The sequence below is a fragment of the Streptomyces sp. NPDC002463 genome (assembly GCF_042889835.1).
Taxonomy (GTDB): domain Bacteria; phylum Actinomycetota; class Actinomycetes; order Streptomycetales; family Streptomycetaceae; genus Streptomyces; species Streptomyces nymphaeiformis.
This window is the reverse complement of the sequence record NZ_JBIARL010000008.1, coordinates 339640-355334: the sequence shown is the minus strand read 5'-3', so window position 1 is coordinate 355334 and position 15695 is coordinate 339640. Positions and strand designations below refer to the sequence as shown.

13 protein-coding genes are annotated in these 15695 nt (G+C 72.2%); 2 read left to right on the top strand and 11 right to left on the bottom strand.

Translation table 11 applies throughout. The features are described from left to right. Positions 1–61: 61 nt before the first annotated feature. From ACFYX3_RS19055 to mce, 7 genes are all read right to left on the bottom strand, one after another. The gene (locus ACFYX3_RS19055; protein ID WP_389014538.1) at positions 62–898 is read right to left on the bottom strand and encodes an ABC transporter permease; all 837 of its coding nucleotides are present in this window, start codon (positions 896–898) and stop codon (positions 62–64) included. Next, a complete protein-coding gene (locus ACFYX3_RS19050) occupies positions 895–2109 on the bottom strand; it encodes an ABC transporter ATP-binding protein (RefSeq protein WP_389014535.1) in 1215 nt (404 codons plus the stop codon). The genes ACFYX3_RS19055 and ACFYX3_RS19050 overlap by 4 nt, the downstream gene beginning before the upstream one ends. 126 nt (positions 2110–2235) lie before the next feature. After that, positions 2236–3015 (bottom strand): ABC transporter permease, encoded by a 780-nt coding sequence (locus ACFYX3_RS19045; protein WP_376588865.1) that lies wholly within the window; start codon positions 3013–3015, stop codon positions 2236–2238. Between the two features lie 3 nt (positions 3016–3018). Continuing rightward, positions 3019–3999, bottom strand: coding sequence for an ATP-binding cassette domain-containing protein (locus ACFYX3_RS19040; protein WP_389014532.1), 981 nt, complete (start codon positions 3997–3999; stop codon positions 3019–3021). 115 nt (positions 4000–4114) lie between these two features. After that, positions 4115–5050: a cellulose-binding protein gene (locus ACFYX3_RS19035; protein ID WP_116158785.1), complete on the bottom strand. Its 936-nt coding sequence runs from the start codon at positions 5048–5050 to the stop codon at positions 4115–4117. A 114-nt stretch (positions 5051–5164) separates the two neighbouring features. After that, positions 5165–10009 carry a polarized growth protein Scy gene (gene scy, locus ACFYX3_RS19030; RefSeq protein WP_389014529.1) on the bottom strand — a complete coding sequence of 1615 codons (4845 nt, stop codon included), beginning with the start codon at positions 10007–10009 and terminating at the stop codon, positions 5165–5167. 213 nt (positions 10010–10222) lie between these two features. Beyond that, positions 10223–10675 (bottom strand): methylmalonyl-CoA epimerase, encoded by a 453-nt coding sequence (gene mce / locus ACFYX3_RS19025; protein WP_116158783.1) that lies wholly within the window; start codon positions 10673–10675, stop codon positions 10223–10225. Between the two features lie 137 nt (positions 10676–10812). Between mce and ACFYX3_RS19020 the strand changes: the two genes are divergently transcribed. Both ACFYX3_RS19020 and meaB read left to right on the top strand, forming a co-directional pair. After that, positions 10813–12015, top strand: coding sequence for an acetyl-CoA C-acetyltransferase (locus tag ACFYX3_RS19020; protein ID WP_389014525.1), 1203 nt, complete (start codon positions 10813–10815; stop codon positions 12013–12015). Positions 12016–12039: 24 nt separating this feature from the next. Further along, a complete protein-coding gene (meaB, locus tag ACFYX3_RS19015) occupies positions 12040–12996 on the top strand; it encodes a methylmalonyl Co-A mutase-associated GTPase MeaB (RefSeq protein WP_116158781.1) in 957 nt (318 codons plus the stop codon). 63 nt (positions 12997–13059) lie between these two features. Here meaB and ACFYX3_RS19010 read toward each other — a convergent pair whose 3' ends face one another. The 4 genes from ACFYX3_RS19010 to ACFYX3_RS18995 all read right to left on the bottom strand — a co-directional run bounded on the left by ACFYX3_RS19010 (position 13060) and on the right by ACFYX3_RS18995 (position 15690). Then, entirely contained in the window at positions 13060–13536 is a 477-nt protein-coding gene (locus ACFYX3_RS19010) for a MarR family winged helix-turn-helix transcriptional regulator (protein WP_376588855.1), read from the bottom strand. A gap of 83 nt (positions 13537–13619) precedes the next feature. Then, positions 13620–14405 carry an AIM24 family protein gene (locus tag ACFYX3_RS19005; protein WP_382663162.1) on the bottom strand — a complete coding sequence of 262 codons (786 nt, stop codon included), beginning with the start codon at positions 14403–14405 and terminating at the stop codon, positions 13620–13622. After that, the gene (locus ACFYX3_RS19000; protein WP_389014521.1) at positions 14402–15052 is read right to left on the bottom strand and encodes an AIM24 family protein; all 651 of its coding nucleotides are present in this window, start codon (positions 15050–15052) and stop codon (positions 14402–14404) included. The genes ACFYX3_RS19005 and ACFYX3_RS19000 overlap by 4 nt, the downstream gene beginning before the upstream one ends. Continuing rightward, positions 15052–15690 carry an AIM24 family protein gene (locus tag ACFYX3_RS18995; protein ID WP_184931328.1) on the bottom strand — a complete coding sequence of 213 codons (639 nt, stop codon included), beginning with the start codon at positions 15688–15690 and terminating at the stop codon, positions 15052–15054. The genes ACFYX3_RS19000 and ACFYX3_RS18995 overlap by 1 nt, the downstream gene beginning before the upstream one ends. Positions 15691–15695: the final 5 nt, after the last annotated feature.

Below are 15695 nucleotides of genomic sequence, written 5' to 3'. Positions count from 1 at the left end.
GAAAGCGGCCCCCGGCGGCGATCGCCGCCGGGGGCCGCTCCGAAGAACGCCCTTCCGGGTCCTACACGTCCCGGCTGTTCAGCAGCGCGTACGCGCCGCCCATGGCCGCCGCCGCGATCGCCGCCATGATCAGCAGCGGCTCCCAGCCCGCCGGGCCCGAGTCGCCGAACGGCGGCTTCTCGCTGTAGAGCGAGATCATCTGCGACGGGATCGCGTAGGTGAACAGGAACTTCTGCATCGACTGCAGGGTCTGGTTGAACATGAACAGGGCCGCCACCAGCGGCATCAGCAGCAGACCGATCATCACCGTGATCGCGCCGGCCGAGTGCCGGATGATCGTGCCGACGGCCAGCGACAGCAGGCCGAGCAGGGCCAGGTAGCCGCCCGCGCCGACCGTCGCCCGCAGCCACTCGGCCGTCGTCGGCGTCGCCGCCGTGTCGACGAGGGCGACCTGCGCCATCGCCACGAGCGTCGCGAGGACGGTGGTGACCGAGAAGACGAGCAGGAAGAAGACGATCGCCTTCGCCGTGAGCACCCGGGCCCGGCTCGGGCAGGCCGTCAGGGTCGTACGGATCATGCCCGTGCCGTACTCGGAGGCGATCGTCAGGACGCCGAGGGTGATCACGCAGATCGACGCCGGCAGCATCCCGAAGAAGCCGAAGCTGAGCGCGGACTCCTCGCCCATCTGGGCCTCGGACGTCGCGGCGATCGCCGCGACGCCCAGGCCGATGGCGAGCATCAGCAGGATCATGGCCCCGAGCGTCCACATCGTCGAACGCACCGAGCGGATCTTCGTCCACTCGGAGGCGAGCGCGTCACCGAGGTGCGCGGCGCGGACCGGGATGGGGGAGACGTAGGCGTGCGGCGCCGGGGCGTGGTGGTGGGCGGGGGCGGTCATCGGGCGTCCTTCGGGGTGTCGCTCGGCTGCGGGAGGCCCGGCTGCGGGGCGGCCGGAGGGGCGTACGGACCGGGCGCGGGGGCCTGCGGACCGGGTGCGGGGGCCTGCGGACCGCCTGCGTACGGGTTCGGTCCGGGCGCGGGGGCCTGAGGGGCCGCGCCGTACGGGTTCTGTCCGGGCGGCGGCGGGGCGTACCAGCCCTGCTGCGGCACCTCCTGGACCTGCGGCTGCGGCGGCATCCCGTACCCCGGCTGTCCGGGCTGGAGCGGCGGCTGGAGGTGGGCGAGCCGGTCGTCGGTGGAGCGGTAGTCGACGGCGCCCTGCGTCAGCCGCATGTACGCCTCCTCCAGCGAGGCCTGGTGCGGGGACAGCTCCCAGAGCCGTACGTCCGCGCCGTGCGCGAGGTCGCTGATGCGCGGCAGCTGCAGGCCCGTCACGCGCAGCGCGCCGTCCGGCTCCGGCAGCACCTGGCCGCCGGCCTCCACCAGGACCGACGTCAGCTTCTCGCGCTGCGCCGGCTCGGTGCCCGGGGTCCGCACCCGGGCGAAGTCGGCGGAGTTCGCCGAGATGAAGTCCTTCACCGGCATGTCCGCGAGCAGCTGCCCCCGGCCGATCACGATCAGGTGGTCGGCGGTCAGCGCCATCTCGCTCATGAGGTGGCTGGAGACGAAGACCGTGCGGCCCTCGGCGGCCAGCTTCTTCATCAGGTTCCGCACCCAGAGGATGCCCTCGGGGTCCAGGCCGTTGACGGGCTCGTCGAAGAGCAGCACCTGCGGGTCGCCGAGGAGCGCCGCCGCGATGCCGAGCCGCTGGCCCATGCCGAGCGAGAAGCCCTTCGAGCGTCGCTTGGCCACGTCCTGGAGGCCGACGACGCCGAGGACCTCGTCGACGCGCTGGGCCGGGATGCCGGCCAGCTGCGCGAGCGAGAGGAGGTGGCTGCGGGCGCTGCGGCCGCCGTGCACCGCCTTGGCGTCCAGGAGCGCGCCGACCTGCCGGGGCGCGTTCGGCAGCTGCCGGAAGGGGTGGCCGCCGATCGTGACGTGACCCGCGGTGGGCCGGTCGAGGCCCAGGATCATGCGCATCGTCGTCGACTTGCCGGACCCGTTGGGCCCCAGGAACCCGGTGACCACACCGGGCCTCACCTGGAAGGAAAGGTTGTACACGGCCGTCTTGGCGCCGTAGCGCTTCGTCAGGCCGACTGCCTCGATCATTCTCCAGCCCCATCGACAGGTCGGTCGCGTGCATCCATGTCGGGGCGTGGCGGCCGTTCGGCCGGAGCCCCCCGTATGAGCTAGGAGCTTATCCAGCCGTTGACGGTTCCGGCGAAGTGCAAGGGATCAGGCGTCGCGCTTCTTCAGCACCAGGTAGCCGCCGAGCAGCGAGGCCACCACCCAGAGCGCCATGATCCCGAGCCCGCCCCACGGTCCGTACGGCGCCTTCTCCGAGTTCATCGCGTCGGGGATGACCTTCATGATCTTCGCGCCGGCCTGGTCCGGGAAGTAGAGGGCCACCTCCTTGGCCTTCGGCACGGCCGAGAGGATCTGCGAGACCAGGAAGAAGAACGGCACGAGGATGCCGAGGGAGAGCATCGACGAGCGCAGCATCGCCGCCACGCCCATGGAGAACAGCGCGATCAGGCCCATGTAGAGCCCGCCGCCGACGACCGCCCGCAGCACGTTGTCGTCACCGATGGACGCCCGGTGCTCGCCGAGCAGCGCCTGCCCCAGGAAGAAGGAGAGGAAGCTCGTCACGAGACCCACCACGAGGGCGAGCCCGCCCGCCACCGCGATCTTCGAGAAGAGGAAGGTCGCGCGCTGCGGCACGGCGGCCAGCGAGGTGCGGATCATGCCCGAGGAGTACTCGGTCCCCACCACCAGGACCCCGAAGACCACCATCGCCAACTGCCCCAGGATCATCCCGGAGAAGCTGATCAGGGTCGGGTCGAAGGTGGCCTTCTCGACGTCCCTCAGGTCGTCGAAGGTGGCGTTCATCAGGGCGCACAGCGCCGCGCCCATCGCCACCGTGACGAAGAGGGCGCTCGCCAGCGTCCAGACGGTCGACGACACCGTCCGGATCTTGGTCCACTCGGACTGCAGGACCGCCGTTGCCGCTGCCATCGTTCAGACTCCCTTGGAGGTCGAGCCGGAGGTCGGGCCCCACTGGGGGCCGGGCGCCGCGCCGCCGCCGTGTACGTCGGTGCCGTGCGCGTGGTACTCGACCGCGGCGGCCGTCATCTGCATGAACGCTTCTTCGAGGGAGGCGCGCTGCGCGCTCAGCTCGTGCAGCACGAGCCCGTTCTCCGCGGCCAGCTCGCCGAGCTTCTCCGTCGTCGCCCCGTCCACCTCGAGGGCCCCGTGGCCCGCCTCGACCACGATGAATCCGTTCGTGTGGAGCACGTCCCGCAGCCGTTCCTGCTGGGGGGAGCGCATCCGTACGAAACTCCGGGAATTCTGCTGGATGAAATCCGCCATCGACGTGTCGGCCAGCAGCTTTCCCTGCCCGATCACGATCAGATGATCGGCCGTCAGCGCCATTTCGCTCATCAGATGGCTGGAGACGAAGATCGTCCGGCCCTCGGCCGCCAACGCCTTCATCAGATTGCGGATCCAGTGAATTCCCTCGGGGTCCAGACCGTTGACGGGCTCGTCGAACATCAGGATCTCGGGATCGCCCAGGAGCGCCGACGCGATCCCCAGCCGCTGCCCCATGCCGAGGGAGAATCCCTTCGACTTCTTCTTCGCGACCGCCGTCAGACCCACCAGGTCGAGCACCTCGCCCACCCGGCTCGCCGGGATGCGGTTGGACTGCGCCAGACACAGCAGGTTGTTGTACGCGGAGCGGCCGCCGTGCATCGCCTTGGCGTCGAGCAGCGCTCCGATGTACTTCAGCGGCTCGGCCAGGTCCCGGTAGTGCTTGCCGTCGATCCGGACCGTCCCGCTCGTCGGGTTGTCCAGGTCGAGCATCATCCGCATCGTCGTCGACTTGCCCGCCCCGTTCGGCCCGAGGAAGCCGGTGACCACGCCAGGGCGGACCTGGAAGGAGAGGTGGTCGACCGCGATCTTCGTCCCGTAGCGCTTGGTCAGGCCCTCAAGCTCGATCATGCGACCCAACCTACGGGCGCGCAAAACCCCCCGCCACCGGAATGACGGGGGGTTCTCCACGCAGGGTTCTCCACGCGGGTCTCGCGGCGCGGATCTCTCTACGCGCGGGGTCCGCTTACCGCGACTGCTGGGCCGGGACGCCGGCCGTGCGCTCGTCGTCGATCGGGGAGCCGGCGGCCGCCACCGCGGCACCGGTCAGCGTCGCCAGCATCTCGCGGACGTTGGTCAGCTGTGCGTTGATCGAGTCGCGGCGGTTCGTGAGCGCCGCCAGCTCGCGCTCCGATTCCGACCGGATCCGGTCGGCCTTGGCGTTCGCGTCGGCCACGATGTCCTCGGCCTGGCGCTGCGCGGTCTCCACCGTCTGACGGGCCCGGCGCTCCGCGTCCGTGCGCAGCTTCTCGGCCTCCAGGCGGAGCTGCTCGGCGCGGTGCTCGATCTCCGCGAGGCGCTTCTCGGCCTTCGCCTGACGCGAGGCCAGGTCCCGCTCCGACTGCTCGCGGCGCTTCGCCAGGTTCGTCTCGAAGTCCGCGGCGGCCTGGGCGGCCTTGGCGCGGGTCTCCTCGAAGAGGGCGTCCGCCTCCTCGCGCTTCGACTGCGCGTCCTTCTGGGCCTCGGCGCGCAGCGAGTTGGCCTCGCCCTGCGCCTTCTCGACGATCCGGACACCCTCGTCCTCGGCCTTCGCCTTGCGCTCGGCCGCGAACGACTCCGCGTCGTTGCGCACCTGCTGGGCGGCCGACTCGGCCAGCTCGCGGTGCTGCTCGGCGGCGCGACGGGCCTCCTCACGCAGGTCCTTCGCCTCCTCCTCGGCGAGCCGGAGGATCTTCTCGACCCGGGCACCCAGACCCGCGTACGACGGCTCGGCGTCGGTCACCTGCGCCTGGGCGTTCTGCGTCTCGAGGTGGAGCTCCTCGATGCGCTTCTCCAGCGAGGTGATACGGGACAGGGCGCTGTCGCGGTCGGCCACGAGCTTGGTAATGCGGTCGTCCACCTGACCGCGGTCGTAACCGCGCCGCACGAGCTCGAAGCCGAAGGGGGAGGAAGTGTCGCTCATGGGGTTCCTGTCGAATGAGACCGGTGAGGTGTTAGAGGGAATCCTAGGGGCCGAAGCGGCGTGTCATCGAGCGTATGCCCGTTTGATCTGGAGAATGTCCAGCCTTTTGAGTGGCTAGCCGTCCTGGGACTTGCCACTCGAACGAGTGGACCCCGCAGATGCACCCGCCTTGACCCCGTCCTTTCCGGCGGACGGAGTCTCGAATGACTCCAACGCCTCCAGGACGTCCTGGACACGGGAGATCTCGGCGTTGATGTCCTTGCGACGGCGGGTCAGCACCTCCAGCTCGCGCTGTCCGTCCGCGACGGTCTTCTCCGCCTCGGCCGCGGCCTCCGCGCGGATCCGCTCGGCCTCCTCCTTGAGGGCCTCCGCCTCCGCGATGATCGAGGCCTTCTTCTGCGCGGCCTCCTTCAGGAGCGCGTCCGCCTTGCGGACCGCGGCGATCCGGACCTTGCTCGCCTCCGAACTCGCCTCCGAGACCATCTCCTTGGCCTTCTCGTCGGCCTCGGCGCGCTGCTCCTCGGCGGCCTTCACCAGCTTGTCGACGCGCTCGCCGGCCGTCTTCATCTGCTCGGCCGACTCGCGCCGCGCCCGCTCGTGCAGCTCCTCGATCTCGCCCTCGACGCGGCTCCGCAGCTCCTCGGCCCGCTCCCTTATCGCCGTCGCGTCGCTGCGCGCCCCGATCAGGAGCTCGTCCGCGTCCGTACGGGCCTGCTCCACCAGCGTGTTGCCCTCGACGGTCGCCTCGGCGACGATCCGCTCGGCCTCCTTGCGGGCCGCGCCGACCATCGTGTCCGCCTGCGACTCGGCCTCCGTGGTGGCGCGCAGCGCCTCCTCCTGGGCCTTGGCCATCAGCTGGTCGGCCTGCTCGGCCGCGTCGGAACGCTTCCGGGCCCCGGCCTCCCGGGCCTCGTCGAGCGTACGGTCCGCCTCCTCGCGGGCCTCCGCACGCATCTGCTCGCCCGCGGCGGCGGCGTCCTCCTTCACCCGCTCCGACTCGGTACGGATCCGCTCGGCGTCCCGCAGGGCCTCGGCGATCGCCTCGGCGCCCTCGGCGCGCAGCCGCTCGGCCTCCTCCGCGGCGGCGGCGACGGTCCGGGCCGCCTCGGCACGGGCGTCCGCGCCCACCGAATCGGCCAGCTCGGCCGCCTCGTTCACGATCCGCTCCGCCTCGGCCGTCGCCTCGCCGACGAGGGTGTCGGCCTGCTCGGCGGCGTCCGCACGACGCTTGTCGGCGGCCTTGCGGGCCTCGTCCAGGATCTGGTCGGCATCGGCGAGCGCGGCGTTGCGCAGGGCCTGCGCGTGCGCCTCGCCGTCGGCCTTGGCCTGCTCGGCCTCGGTGCGCAGCCGCTCGGCGTCCCGCTCGGTCGTCTCGCGCAGCTCGGCGGCCTCGGCCGCGATCCGCTCGGCCTCCGTGGTGGCCTCGCCGATCAGCGTGTCGGCCTGTTCGGCGGCGTCGGCACGGCGCTTGTCGGCGGCCTTGCGGGCCTCGTCGAGCACCTGCTCGCCCTCGGCACGGGCCTCGGCCCGCAGGGCTTCGGCCTGTGCCTCGCCGTCGGCCTTGACCTGCTCGGCCTCGGCCCGCAGACGGGCGGCGTCCTGCTCGGTGGTCTCCATGAGCTCGACCGCCTCGGCGGTGAGCCGCTCCGCCTCGGCCGCCGCCTCGCCGACGAGCGTGTCCGCCTGCTCGGCGGCGTCCGTACGGCGCTTGTCGGCGGCCTTGCGGGCCTCGTCGAGCACCTGCTCGCCCTCGGCACGGGCCTCGGCCCGCAGGGCTTCGGCCTGTGCCTCGCCGTCGGCCTTGACCTGCTCGGCCTCGGCCCGCAGACGGGCGGCCTCCTCGGCGATCCGCGCGGCCTCGGCCCGCGCCTCGCCGACGAGCGTGTCGGCCTGCTCGGCGGCGTCCGCACGACGCTTGTCGGCGGCCTTGCGGGCCTCGTCGAGCACCTGCTCGCCCTCGGCGATCGCCGCGTCGCGCAGCGCCTCCGCGTGCGCCTCGCCGTCGACCTTGAGCCGCTCGGCCTCCGCCCGCAGCTCGGCGGCCTCGGCCGCGATCCGCTCGGCCTCCGCGGTGGCCTCGCCGATCAGCGTGTCGGCCTGTTCGGCGGCGTCCGCACGGCGCTTGTCCGCGGCCTGCCGGGCCTCGTCGAGCACCTGCTCCGCCTCGGCCCCGATCCGCTCCGCCTCCGCGCGGGCCTCGCCGAGCGCCGTCTCGGCGCGGTCGGCCGCCTCCGAACGGATCCTGTTCGCGTCGTCGCGGGCGTCCGCCCGGGTGCGGGCCGCGTCCTGCTCGGCCGAGGCCAGCGAGTCCGTGACCTCCGTCCGTACCCGCTGCGCGTACTCCGCGGTGTCCGCCCGCAGCTTCTCCGCCTCGGCGAGCGCGTCCGTGACCGTCCGCTCCGCCAGCGCCTTCGCGGCCTCCGACTCCTCCTGGGCACGCGCCCGCGTGGCGGCGGCGTCCTCGGACGCCCGCTCCCGCTCCTCGTACGCGTCGGAGCGGACCCGGTCCGCCTCCTCCTGCGCCTCGGTGCGGGTCCGCTCGGCCGCGTGCTCGGCGGCGCTGCGCAGCCCGGCGATCTCCTCCTCGGCCTGCTCGCGCAGACCGGCCACCGAGTCCCGCACCTCCTGCGCGGCCCGCTCGGCGGCGGCGACCATCTCGGTCGTCCGCGTGTCCGCCTCCTCGACCAGGCGCTGCGCCTCGGCCTGCGCCTCCTCCACCCGCTTGCGGGCGGCGGCGAGGAGGTCCTCGGACTGCTCCCGGGCGTGCTCGCGCTCCCGGCCGGCCTGGGAACGGGCCGACTCCAGGGTCTCCTCGGCCTCCCGGCGGCGCCGGACGGCCTCGTCCTGCGCGGCGGCCAGCGCCTCGGCGGCCTCGGCGGCCACCCGCTCGGCGGCCGCGGCGGCCTCGGCCCGCACCCGGTCGGCGGTCTCCTGGGCCTCCGAGCGCAGCCGCTCGGCCTCCTCGGACGCCTCCGTGCGCAGCCGTACGGCCGCGGACTCCGCCTCGGTACGCGCGGTCGACGCGTCCGCAGAGGCCTCGGCGCGCAGCCGCTCGGCCTCCTGTTCGGCCTGCTCACGCAGCGTACGGATCCGCTCGGCGGCCTCGGTCCGCAGCCGCTCCGTCTCCTCGGCGGCCTCGCGCCGGATCCGCTCGCCCTCGGCCCGCGCGTCGGTGAGCTCCTCGCCGGCGGCCGCGAGCTTCGCCTCGGCGTCGGTGTGCAGCCGGGTCAGCTCCTCGGCGGCCTCCGCGCGGCGCGCCTCGGCGGCCCGCTCGGCGTCCGCGCGCAGCCCGGCGGCGGCCTCCTCGGCCGCGGCCGTCACCGACTCGGCCTGCTCCTCGGCCTCGGCGCGCAGCCGCTCGGCCTCGGCACGGGTGCGCTCCAGGGTCTCCTCGGCCTGGGTGCGCAGCGTCTGGGCGCGCTCCATCGCCTCCGACTTGACCCGCTCGCTCTCGGCGCCGGCCTTGGTGCGCTGCTCCTCGGCGTCCGTACGGGCCTTGGTGAGGAGCTCCTCGGCGGTCCTGGCCGCCTCCTCGATCTGCTGGAGGGCCTCGCGGCGGGCCTCGGAGCGGATCCGCTCGCCCTCGTCGATGGCCTCGGCGCGCAGCTGCTCGGCCTCGCCGCGCAGCCGGCGGGCCTCCTCCTGGAGCTCGACCGTCTTGGCGCGGTACTCCTTGGTGTCGTCCTTCGCCGAGCCGAGCAGCTCGTCGGCCTGCTCGCCGGCCTCGGCGCGCAGCCGGTCCGCCTCGGTCTCGGCCTCGCGGCGGACCCGCTCGGCCTCCTCGGCGGCCTTGCGGGTGGTCTCCCGGGCGTCCTCGGAGGCCTTGGTGAGGATCTCCTCGGCGCTGCGGGCGGCCTTCGCGAGCGCGGCGGCGGAGTCCTCGGCGGCGGCCGTGACGGCCTTCTCGGAGGCCTCCGAGACGAGCTTCTCCGCCTGGGCGGTCGCCTCGCGGAGCTTCTCCTCGGCCTCGGCCTTGAGGGCCTCGGCCTCCTTGGTGGCCTCGCCGACGAGACGGGCGATCTCCGTCTTGGCGGTGCGGGTGCGCTGCTCGTTGACCTGCTCGGCGGAGGCCAGCTGCTTGGCGGCGGACTCCTTGGCCTCGGTGAGGGCCTTCTCGGCCTCGGCACGGGCGAGCCGGAGCTTCTCCTCGGCCTCCTGTACGCGCTGCTCGGCGGCGCGGGAGAGCTCGGTGGCCTGGCGGCGGGCCTGGTCGGTCTCGGCTGCGGTGGTCGAGCGGAGCTGCTCGGCGTGGCTGGTGGCCTCCTGCGCCTGGCTGGAGGCGGTGGCGAGGAGCCGTTCGGCGTCCTTGCGGGCGCGCAGCAGAATCGCTTCGGCCTCGGCACGGGCGGACTCGGCCTCGGCGCCGACCCGGCGGCTGGTCTCCTCGGCGAGCCGGGTGGCCTCGGCGCGGGCGGTGGCGAGCGACTGCTCGGCCTCCGCGCGGGACTCCTCCATCAGGCGGCGGGCCTGGGACTCCGTGCGGGCGCGCAGCTGTTCCGCCCAGGCGACGTTCTCGTTGACGTGCGCCTCGACGGTCTGGCGGCGCTCGTTGAGCTCCTGGTCGAGCTGCTGGCGGCGCTGGACGGCCTCGTTGTGCAGCTCGGCCTGGAGCCGGGCCTGGTGCTCGGCGTGCTCCTGGAGGATCCGCTGCGTCTGGGCGCGGGCCTCGCGCAGCTCGCGCTCGGCGTCCTGGCGGAGCTGTTCGGCCTGCGCCTGCGCGTTCCTCAGCAGCTGCTCGGCCTGGTAGCCGATGTCGGCGCTGTCGTACGCGGGCCGGGACGCGATGGTGCGGCGCGCCTCGTGGAGTTTGGCGCGCAAGACCTCGACCTGGTAGCCCAGGTCCTCGGCATGCTGGACGGCCTTCTCGCGCTCGGTCTTCAGCCGGTCCATCTCGGCTTCGAACCTGGCGAGATGGTCGTCTTCAGCTCGGTGGCTCTCCTGGCGTTCGTAGCCCCGCACTGCGCGGTCCCATCCTTCCCCGAGCTCTTCGAGCAGGGGAGACCCCAACCCTGGTCGCAACTCCTACGAGCACGCCCTCACGGCCGAGGACGGACCCCCGGGGAATCGTGGCAGATCGGACGACCCCGACATCCCGACTTCGGTGCCGCACGGAGCGGCCCCGACCGGCCCCGGCCCGGAGCCGCCCACTCTACCGGGCCGGGAATCCGGAGGTCAGTGCTCCGCTGAGGAGTGGTCAGCCGACGGTTCGGCCGAGGTGACCAGTTCCGTCAGGACGCCGTGGCAGTCCTTGGGGTGGAGGAAGGTGATCCGGGAGCCCATGGAGCCGATCCGGGGCTCGTCGTAGAGGACGCGGACGCCCTTGCCGCGGATGGCCTCGGCGTCCCCGTCGACGTCCGCGGTGCCGAAGGCGATGTGGTGCACGCCCTCGCCGTTCTTGGCGAGCCACTTGCCCACCGCGGAGTCCTCCCGGGTGGGCTCGAGGAGCTGGAGGTACGAGGCCCCGCCGTCGTCGGTGGCGTTGATCTTGAGCATGGCCTCGCGGACGCCCTGCTCCTCGTTGACCTCGGAGTGGTAGACCTCGAAACCGTACGTGGCACGGTAGAACTCGACGGTCTTGTCCAGGTCGAAGCAGGCGATCCCGATGTGGTCGATACGCGTCAGCATGCCTCCAGTGCACCGCTGGAAGGGTGGTTACGCAACGTGCGCGCGATCACACCTTTCGGCCGGTGACCGCGCGCCGCACCGCTCAGTACATTGGCGGTAAACCCTCGTTCACTCCTCATCCCAAGGGGCCGTGCCTCATGTCTGGAACGACCGGTACCACCTCAGTGATCGTCGCGGGCGCCCGCACGCCCATGGGTCGCCTCCTCGGCTCGCTCAAGTCCTTCTCGGGCGCCGATCTCGGCGGCTTCGCCATCAAGGCGGCCCTCGACCGGGCCGGCATCGGCGGCGACCAGGTGCAGTACGTGATCATGGGCCAGGTGCTCCAGGCGGGCGCCGGCCAGATCCCCGCCCGCCAGGCGGCCGTCAAGGGCGGCATCCCGATGAACGTCCCGGCGCTCACCATCAACAAGGTGTGTCTGTCCGGCCTGGACGCCATCGCGCTCGCCGACCAGCTGATCCGCGCCGGCGAGTTCGACATCGTCGTCGCCGGCGGCCAGGAGTCCATGACCAACGCCCCGCACCTGCTCCCGAAGTCCCGCGAGGGCTTCAAGTACGGCGCGATCGAGATGCTCGACGCCATGGCGTACGACGGTCTCACCGACTCCTTCGAGGGCATCGCCATGGGCGAGTCCACGGAGAAGCACAACACCCGCCTGGGCATCCAGCGCCCCGAGCAGGACGAGATCGCCGCCCTCTCGCACCAGCGCGCCGCCGCCGCCCAGAAGAACGGCATCTTCGAGGCCGAGATCACCCCGGTCGAGATCCCGCAGCGCAAGGGCGAGCCCGTCGTCTTCTCCAAGGACGAGGGCATCCGCGCGGAGACCACGGTCGAGTCCCTCGGCAAGCTCCGTCCGGCCTTCACCAAGGACGGCACCATCACCGCCGGCACCTCCTCGCAGATCTCGGACGGCGCCGCCGCCGTCGTCGTGATGAGCAAGGCCAAGGCCGAGGAGCTGGGCCTGGAGTGGATCGCCGAGATCGGCGCCCACGGCAACGTCGCGGGCCCGGACAACTCGCTGCAGTCGCAGCCGTCCAACGCGATCCTGCACGCCCTCAAGAAGGAGGGCCTGGACGTCTCCGACCTCGACCTGATCGAGATCAACGAGGCCTTCGCCGCCGTCGCCGTCCAGTCAATGAAGGACCTCGGCGTTACCTCCGAGAAGGTGAACGTCAACGGCGGCGCGATCGCCCTCGGTCACCCCATCGGCATGTCCGGTGCCCGTCTCGTGCTCCACCTGGCCCTGGAGCTCAAGCGGCGCGGCGGCGGCATCGGCGCGGCCGCCCTCTGCGGCGGCGGCGGCCAGGGCGACGCCCTGATCGTCAAGGTCTCCGGCAAGTAATCCGGCAATCGAGGAGCAGCGCAGATGGTGGACGTCCCCGAACTCGTCGCCCAGGCACGGGAGGGCAGGCCGCGCGCAGTGGCCCGGCTGATCTCGCTCGTGGAGGGGGCGTCCCCGCAGCTGCGCGAGGTGATGGCGGCGCTCGCGCCGCTCACCGGCGGCGCGTACGTGGTGGGCCTGACCGGCTCGCCGGGCGTGGGCAAGTCCACGTCGACGTCCGCGCTGGTCTCCGCGTACCGCCGGGCGGGCAAGCGGGTCGGCGTGCTCGCCGTCGACCCGTCCTCGCCGTTCAGCGGGGGAGCGCTGCTCGGTGACCGGGTCCGGATGTCGGAGCACGCCTCCGACCCGGGCGTCTACATCCGCTCCATGGCGACCCGCGGCCACCTCGGCGGGCTCGCCTGGTCCGCCCCGCAGGCCATCCGCGTCCTGGACGCGGCCGGCTGCGAGGTGATCCTCGTGGAGACCGTCGGCGTCGGGCAGTCGGAGGTGGAGATCGCCTCCCAGGCCGACACCTCCGTCGTGCTGCTCGCGCCGGGCATGGGCGACGGCATCCAGGCCGCGAAGGCGGGCATCCTGGAGATCGGCGACGTGTACGTGGTGAACAAGGCCGACCGGGACGGCGCGGACGCCACCGCCCGCGAGCTCAACCACATGCTGGGCCTGGGCGAGGCGCGGGCCGCCGGCGACTGGCGGCCGCCGATCGTGAAGACGGTCGCGGCGCGCGGCGAGGGCGTCGACGAGGTCGTGGAGGCCCTGGAGAAGCACCGCGCCTGGATGGAGGAGCACGGGGTCCTGGCGGAGCGCCGCCGGGCCCGTGCGGCGCGCGAGGTGGAGACCATCGCGGTCACCGCCCTGCGCGAGCGGATCGGCGACCTGCACGGCGACCGGCGCCTGGACGCGCTGGCGGAGCGGATCGTCGCGGGCGACCTCGACCCGTACGCGGCCTCCGACGAGCTGGTCGCGAGCCTGACCGGAAACTGACGCCGGTACGTACGAAGAGGGCCTCTCCGGTCACCGGAGAGGCCCTCTTCGTACTCTGTCAGGTCACGGTTTTCCGCGGCGGCCGCGGAGCTGCTCGGCGACCGGCTTGAGGGACTCGTGGAGGTCGCCGAGGGCCTCGCCGGTGAGCTGGTCGATGAAGTGCTTGCGCACGGACTCGACGTGGTGCGGGGCGACCTTGCGCATGGTCTCCATGCCGTCGTCGGTGAGGACGGCGTAGAGCCCGCGGCGGTCGGACTCGCAGTTCTCGCGGCGGACGAGTCCGGCGTTCTCCATGCGGGTGATCTGGTGGGAGAGCCGGCTCTTCGACTGGAGGGTGGCGGCGGCGAGGTCGCTCATGCGCAGCCGCCGCTCCGCCGACTCCGAGAGGTTCACCAGGATCTCGTAGTCGTTCATCGTCAGGCCGAAGGGCTGGAGGTCCCGCTCCAGCTGGTACGTCAGCATTCTCTGGACGTCCAGGAACGTGCGCCAGGCGCATTGCTCGCCGTCGGTGAGCCAGGGGGTGGCGGTCTCGGTCTCCATATATGGATTCTACCTAAGAAGTTGAATACTTGACGAAGTCTGGGAGCGCGCGTTCGATCACGTCACACTCCGCAGACTACCGCTCACAGACCGAAGCGACGCTGGAGGTCACCGAGCTGGCCGGGAAGACGCGGTACCGCGCCGAGCGGCCCCTGGCCGGAACCAGACGCCCCGTGCCCGCCCGGAACACCCGCCTGCGCCGGCGGCGCGCCGACCGCCCGCTCCGGCATCAGCAGCTCCGTCGACTGCAGCAGCACCGTACCCGCACCGACGAACTCGAACTGGTGCTCCTCGCCCGAGGTCCCGCCGATCCCCGTCAGCGCGCGGACCCCGCCCATCACGCCGGTCATGTACCCGTGGTCGTAATGGTGACAGGGCGAAGGGCAGTCCGCCCAGCCCACCAGCGCCTGCGGGTCCACCCGCATCGGCGGCTCCATGAACACCACCGGACCGTTCGACGCGGCCACGAACTTGCCCGTGCCGATCAGCGTCACGAAGCCCGGCACGATCGACTGCTTCAGCGCGAGCGTCGGCTGGTAGGCCAGCAGGTTCCCCGACCGGATCGTCAGGTTGCCCTCGTCCAGATCGTACGAGTTCACGTCGAAGGCCCGGTCCGCGAGCAGCATCTTCCCGCTGCCCTCGGCCACCACCCAGTCGCTCGCGTGCAGCGGCGAGTGGAACGACGTCCGCACCAGCCGGTCGAGACGGCCGTGCCCGATGCCGTTGAACTCGATCCGCCCGTAGTAGGCGATCATCTTCCCCTTCTGCAGGAACCACTGGGAGCCCTTGAGCTCCACGCAGAAGGTGTACGGATTGACGTTGTCGTCCGACGGCAGGGAGTGCGGGTCGTGGATGACAGGGGTGCTCACAGCTTCTCCTCCGAGGCCTGGACGTACACCGCGCCGCTGCCGCTCAGCTCCAGCTGGAACGCCTCGCCCGAGCCGCGCCCCACCATGTCGCGCCAGCCGAGCGCCGTGGACAGCTTGTTCCGCACGTCGCCGTGGTGCGCCACGTACGCCTGCGGGTCCACGTGCACCGGGCGGCCCGGGGAGATCGGCAGCTCGATGACGCCGCCGTGCGCCATGACGGCCACCGAGCCGTGGCCCTTCAGGGTCGTCGTGAAGAGGCCCTGCCCGGTCACCTGACCGCGGACCATGCCCATGACCCCGCCCTGCGAGCCCATGAACATCGTGCCCTGCTCCAGGGTCCCGTCGAAGGCGAGCAGCCGGTCGGCCTCCACGTACAGGGTGTCGCCCGTCAGTGCGATCACCTGGATGTGGTGGCCGCCGTGCCCGAACATCACCGTGCCGTTGCCCTCGACCGTCATCAGCGGGGTCGCCTCGCCGGCCACCCGGCGGCCGATCATCGACATCAGGCCGCCCTGGCCGCCCGCGATGTTCGGCGTGAAAGTGACGTCGCCGCGGTACGCGAGCATCGCGCCGCGCTGACTGAACATCCGCTGCCCGGGGACGACGGTCGCCTCGACCATCTTCGAGTTGATCTCGCGGAACGGCATCAGACGTCACCCCCGATCGTGTTCCGCTCGCTCGGCTGCACGTACACGAGCCCGTCGCCCTCGAAGCGGATCTGGAAGGCCTCGCCGCCGCCCTCGCCCATGAGGGTGCGGAAGGTCACCCCGGACTGGAAGTGCTGCTGGAGGTTGCCCTGGTGGGCGATGTACGCGCCGGGGTCGACCTGGAGCGGGTACTGCGGGGTCACCCGGAGCACCACCGCCGGACCGTCCGACATGATCGCCGCCTGGCCCGTGCCCTCGACGGTCGTGGTGAAGAGGCCGTTGCCGGTGGCGCCGCCGCGCAGCCCCGTGAAGGTGGTGCCGGTGCGCAGCCCCGCGTCGGTCGCGAGCAGATTGCTCGCCTCCACCCACAGCTTGTCGCCGTGCAGCGAGACGAGATTGATCTCGGAGGCCCGGTCCGCGAACCAGCAGGTCCCCTGGCCGCGCACCTCCATCACCTCCATCTGCTCACCCGTGAGCCGGCGGGTCACCATGCCGCGCAGGCCCTCACCGCCGCCGCTCATCTTCTTGAACGCCATCTGGCCGTCGTAGGCGACCATCGAGCCGTTCTTCGCCTTGACGGCGTCACCGGTCATGGAGACGGCGAGCACTTTGCTGCCCTGGAGTCGGAACGTTGCCACCCGAG

Bases quoted from the DNA above. Each gene is read 5' to 3' on its own strand.
- ACFYX3_RS19050 (WP_389014535.1), bottom strand. From the start codon at position 2,109: ATGATCGAGGCAGTCGGCCTGACGAAGCGCTACGGCGCCAAGACGGCC.
- ACFYX3_RS19000 (WP_389014521.1), bottom strand. From the start codon at position 15,052: ATGCCGTTCCGCGAGATCAACTCGAAGATGGTCGAGGCGACCGTCGTC.
- meaB (WP_116158781.1), top strand. From the start codon at position 12,040: ATGGTGGACGTCCCCGAACTCGTCGCCCAGGCACGGGAGGGCAGGCCG.
- ACFYX3_RS19040 (WP_389014532.1), bottom strand. From the start codon at position 3,999: ATGATCGAGCTTGAGGGCCTGACCAAGCGCTACGGGACGAAGATCGCG.
- ACFYX3_RS19010 (WP_376588855.1), bottom strand. From the start codon at position 13,536: ATGGAGACCGAGACCGCCACCCCCTGGCTCACCGACGGCGAGCAATGC.
- mce (WP_116158783.1), bottom strand. From the start codon at position 10,675: ATGCTGACGCGTATCGACCACATCGGGATCGCCTGCTTCGACCTGGAC.
- ACFYX3_RS19045 (WP_376588865.1), bottom strand. From the start codon at position 3,015: ATGGCAGCGGCAACGGCGGTCCTGCAGTCCGAGTGGACCAAGATCCGG.
- ACFYX3_RS19020 (WP_389014525.1), top strand. From the start codon at position 10,813: ATGTCTGGAACGACCGGTACCACCTCAGTGATCGTCGCGGGCGCCCGC.
- ACFYX3_RS19035 (WP_116158785.1), bottom strand. From the start codon at position 5,050: ATGAGCGACACTTCCTCCCCCTTCGGCTTCGAGCTCGTGCGGCGCGGT.
- ACFYX3_RS19055 (WP_389014538.1), bottom strand. From the start codon at position 898: ATGACCGCCCCCGCCCACCACCACGCCCCGGCGCCGCACGCCTACGTC.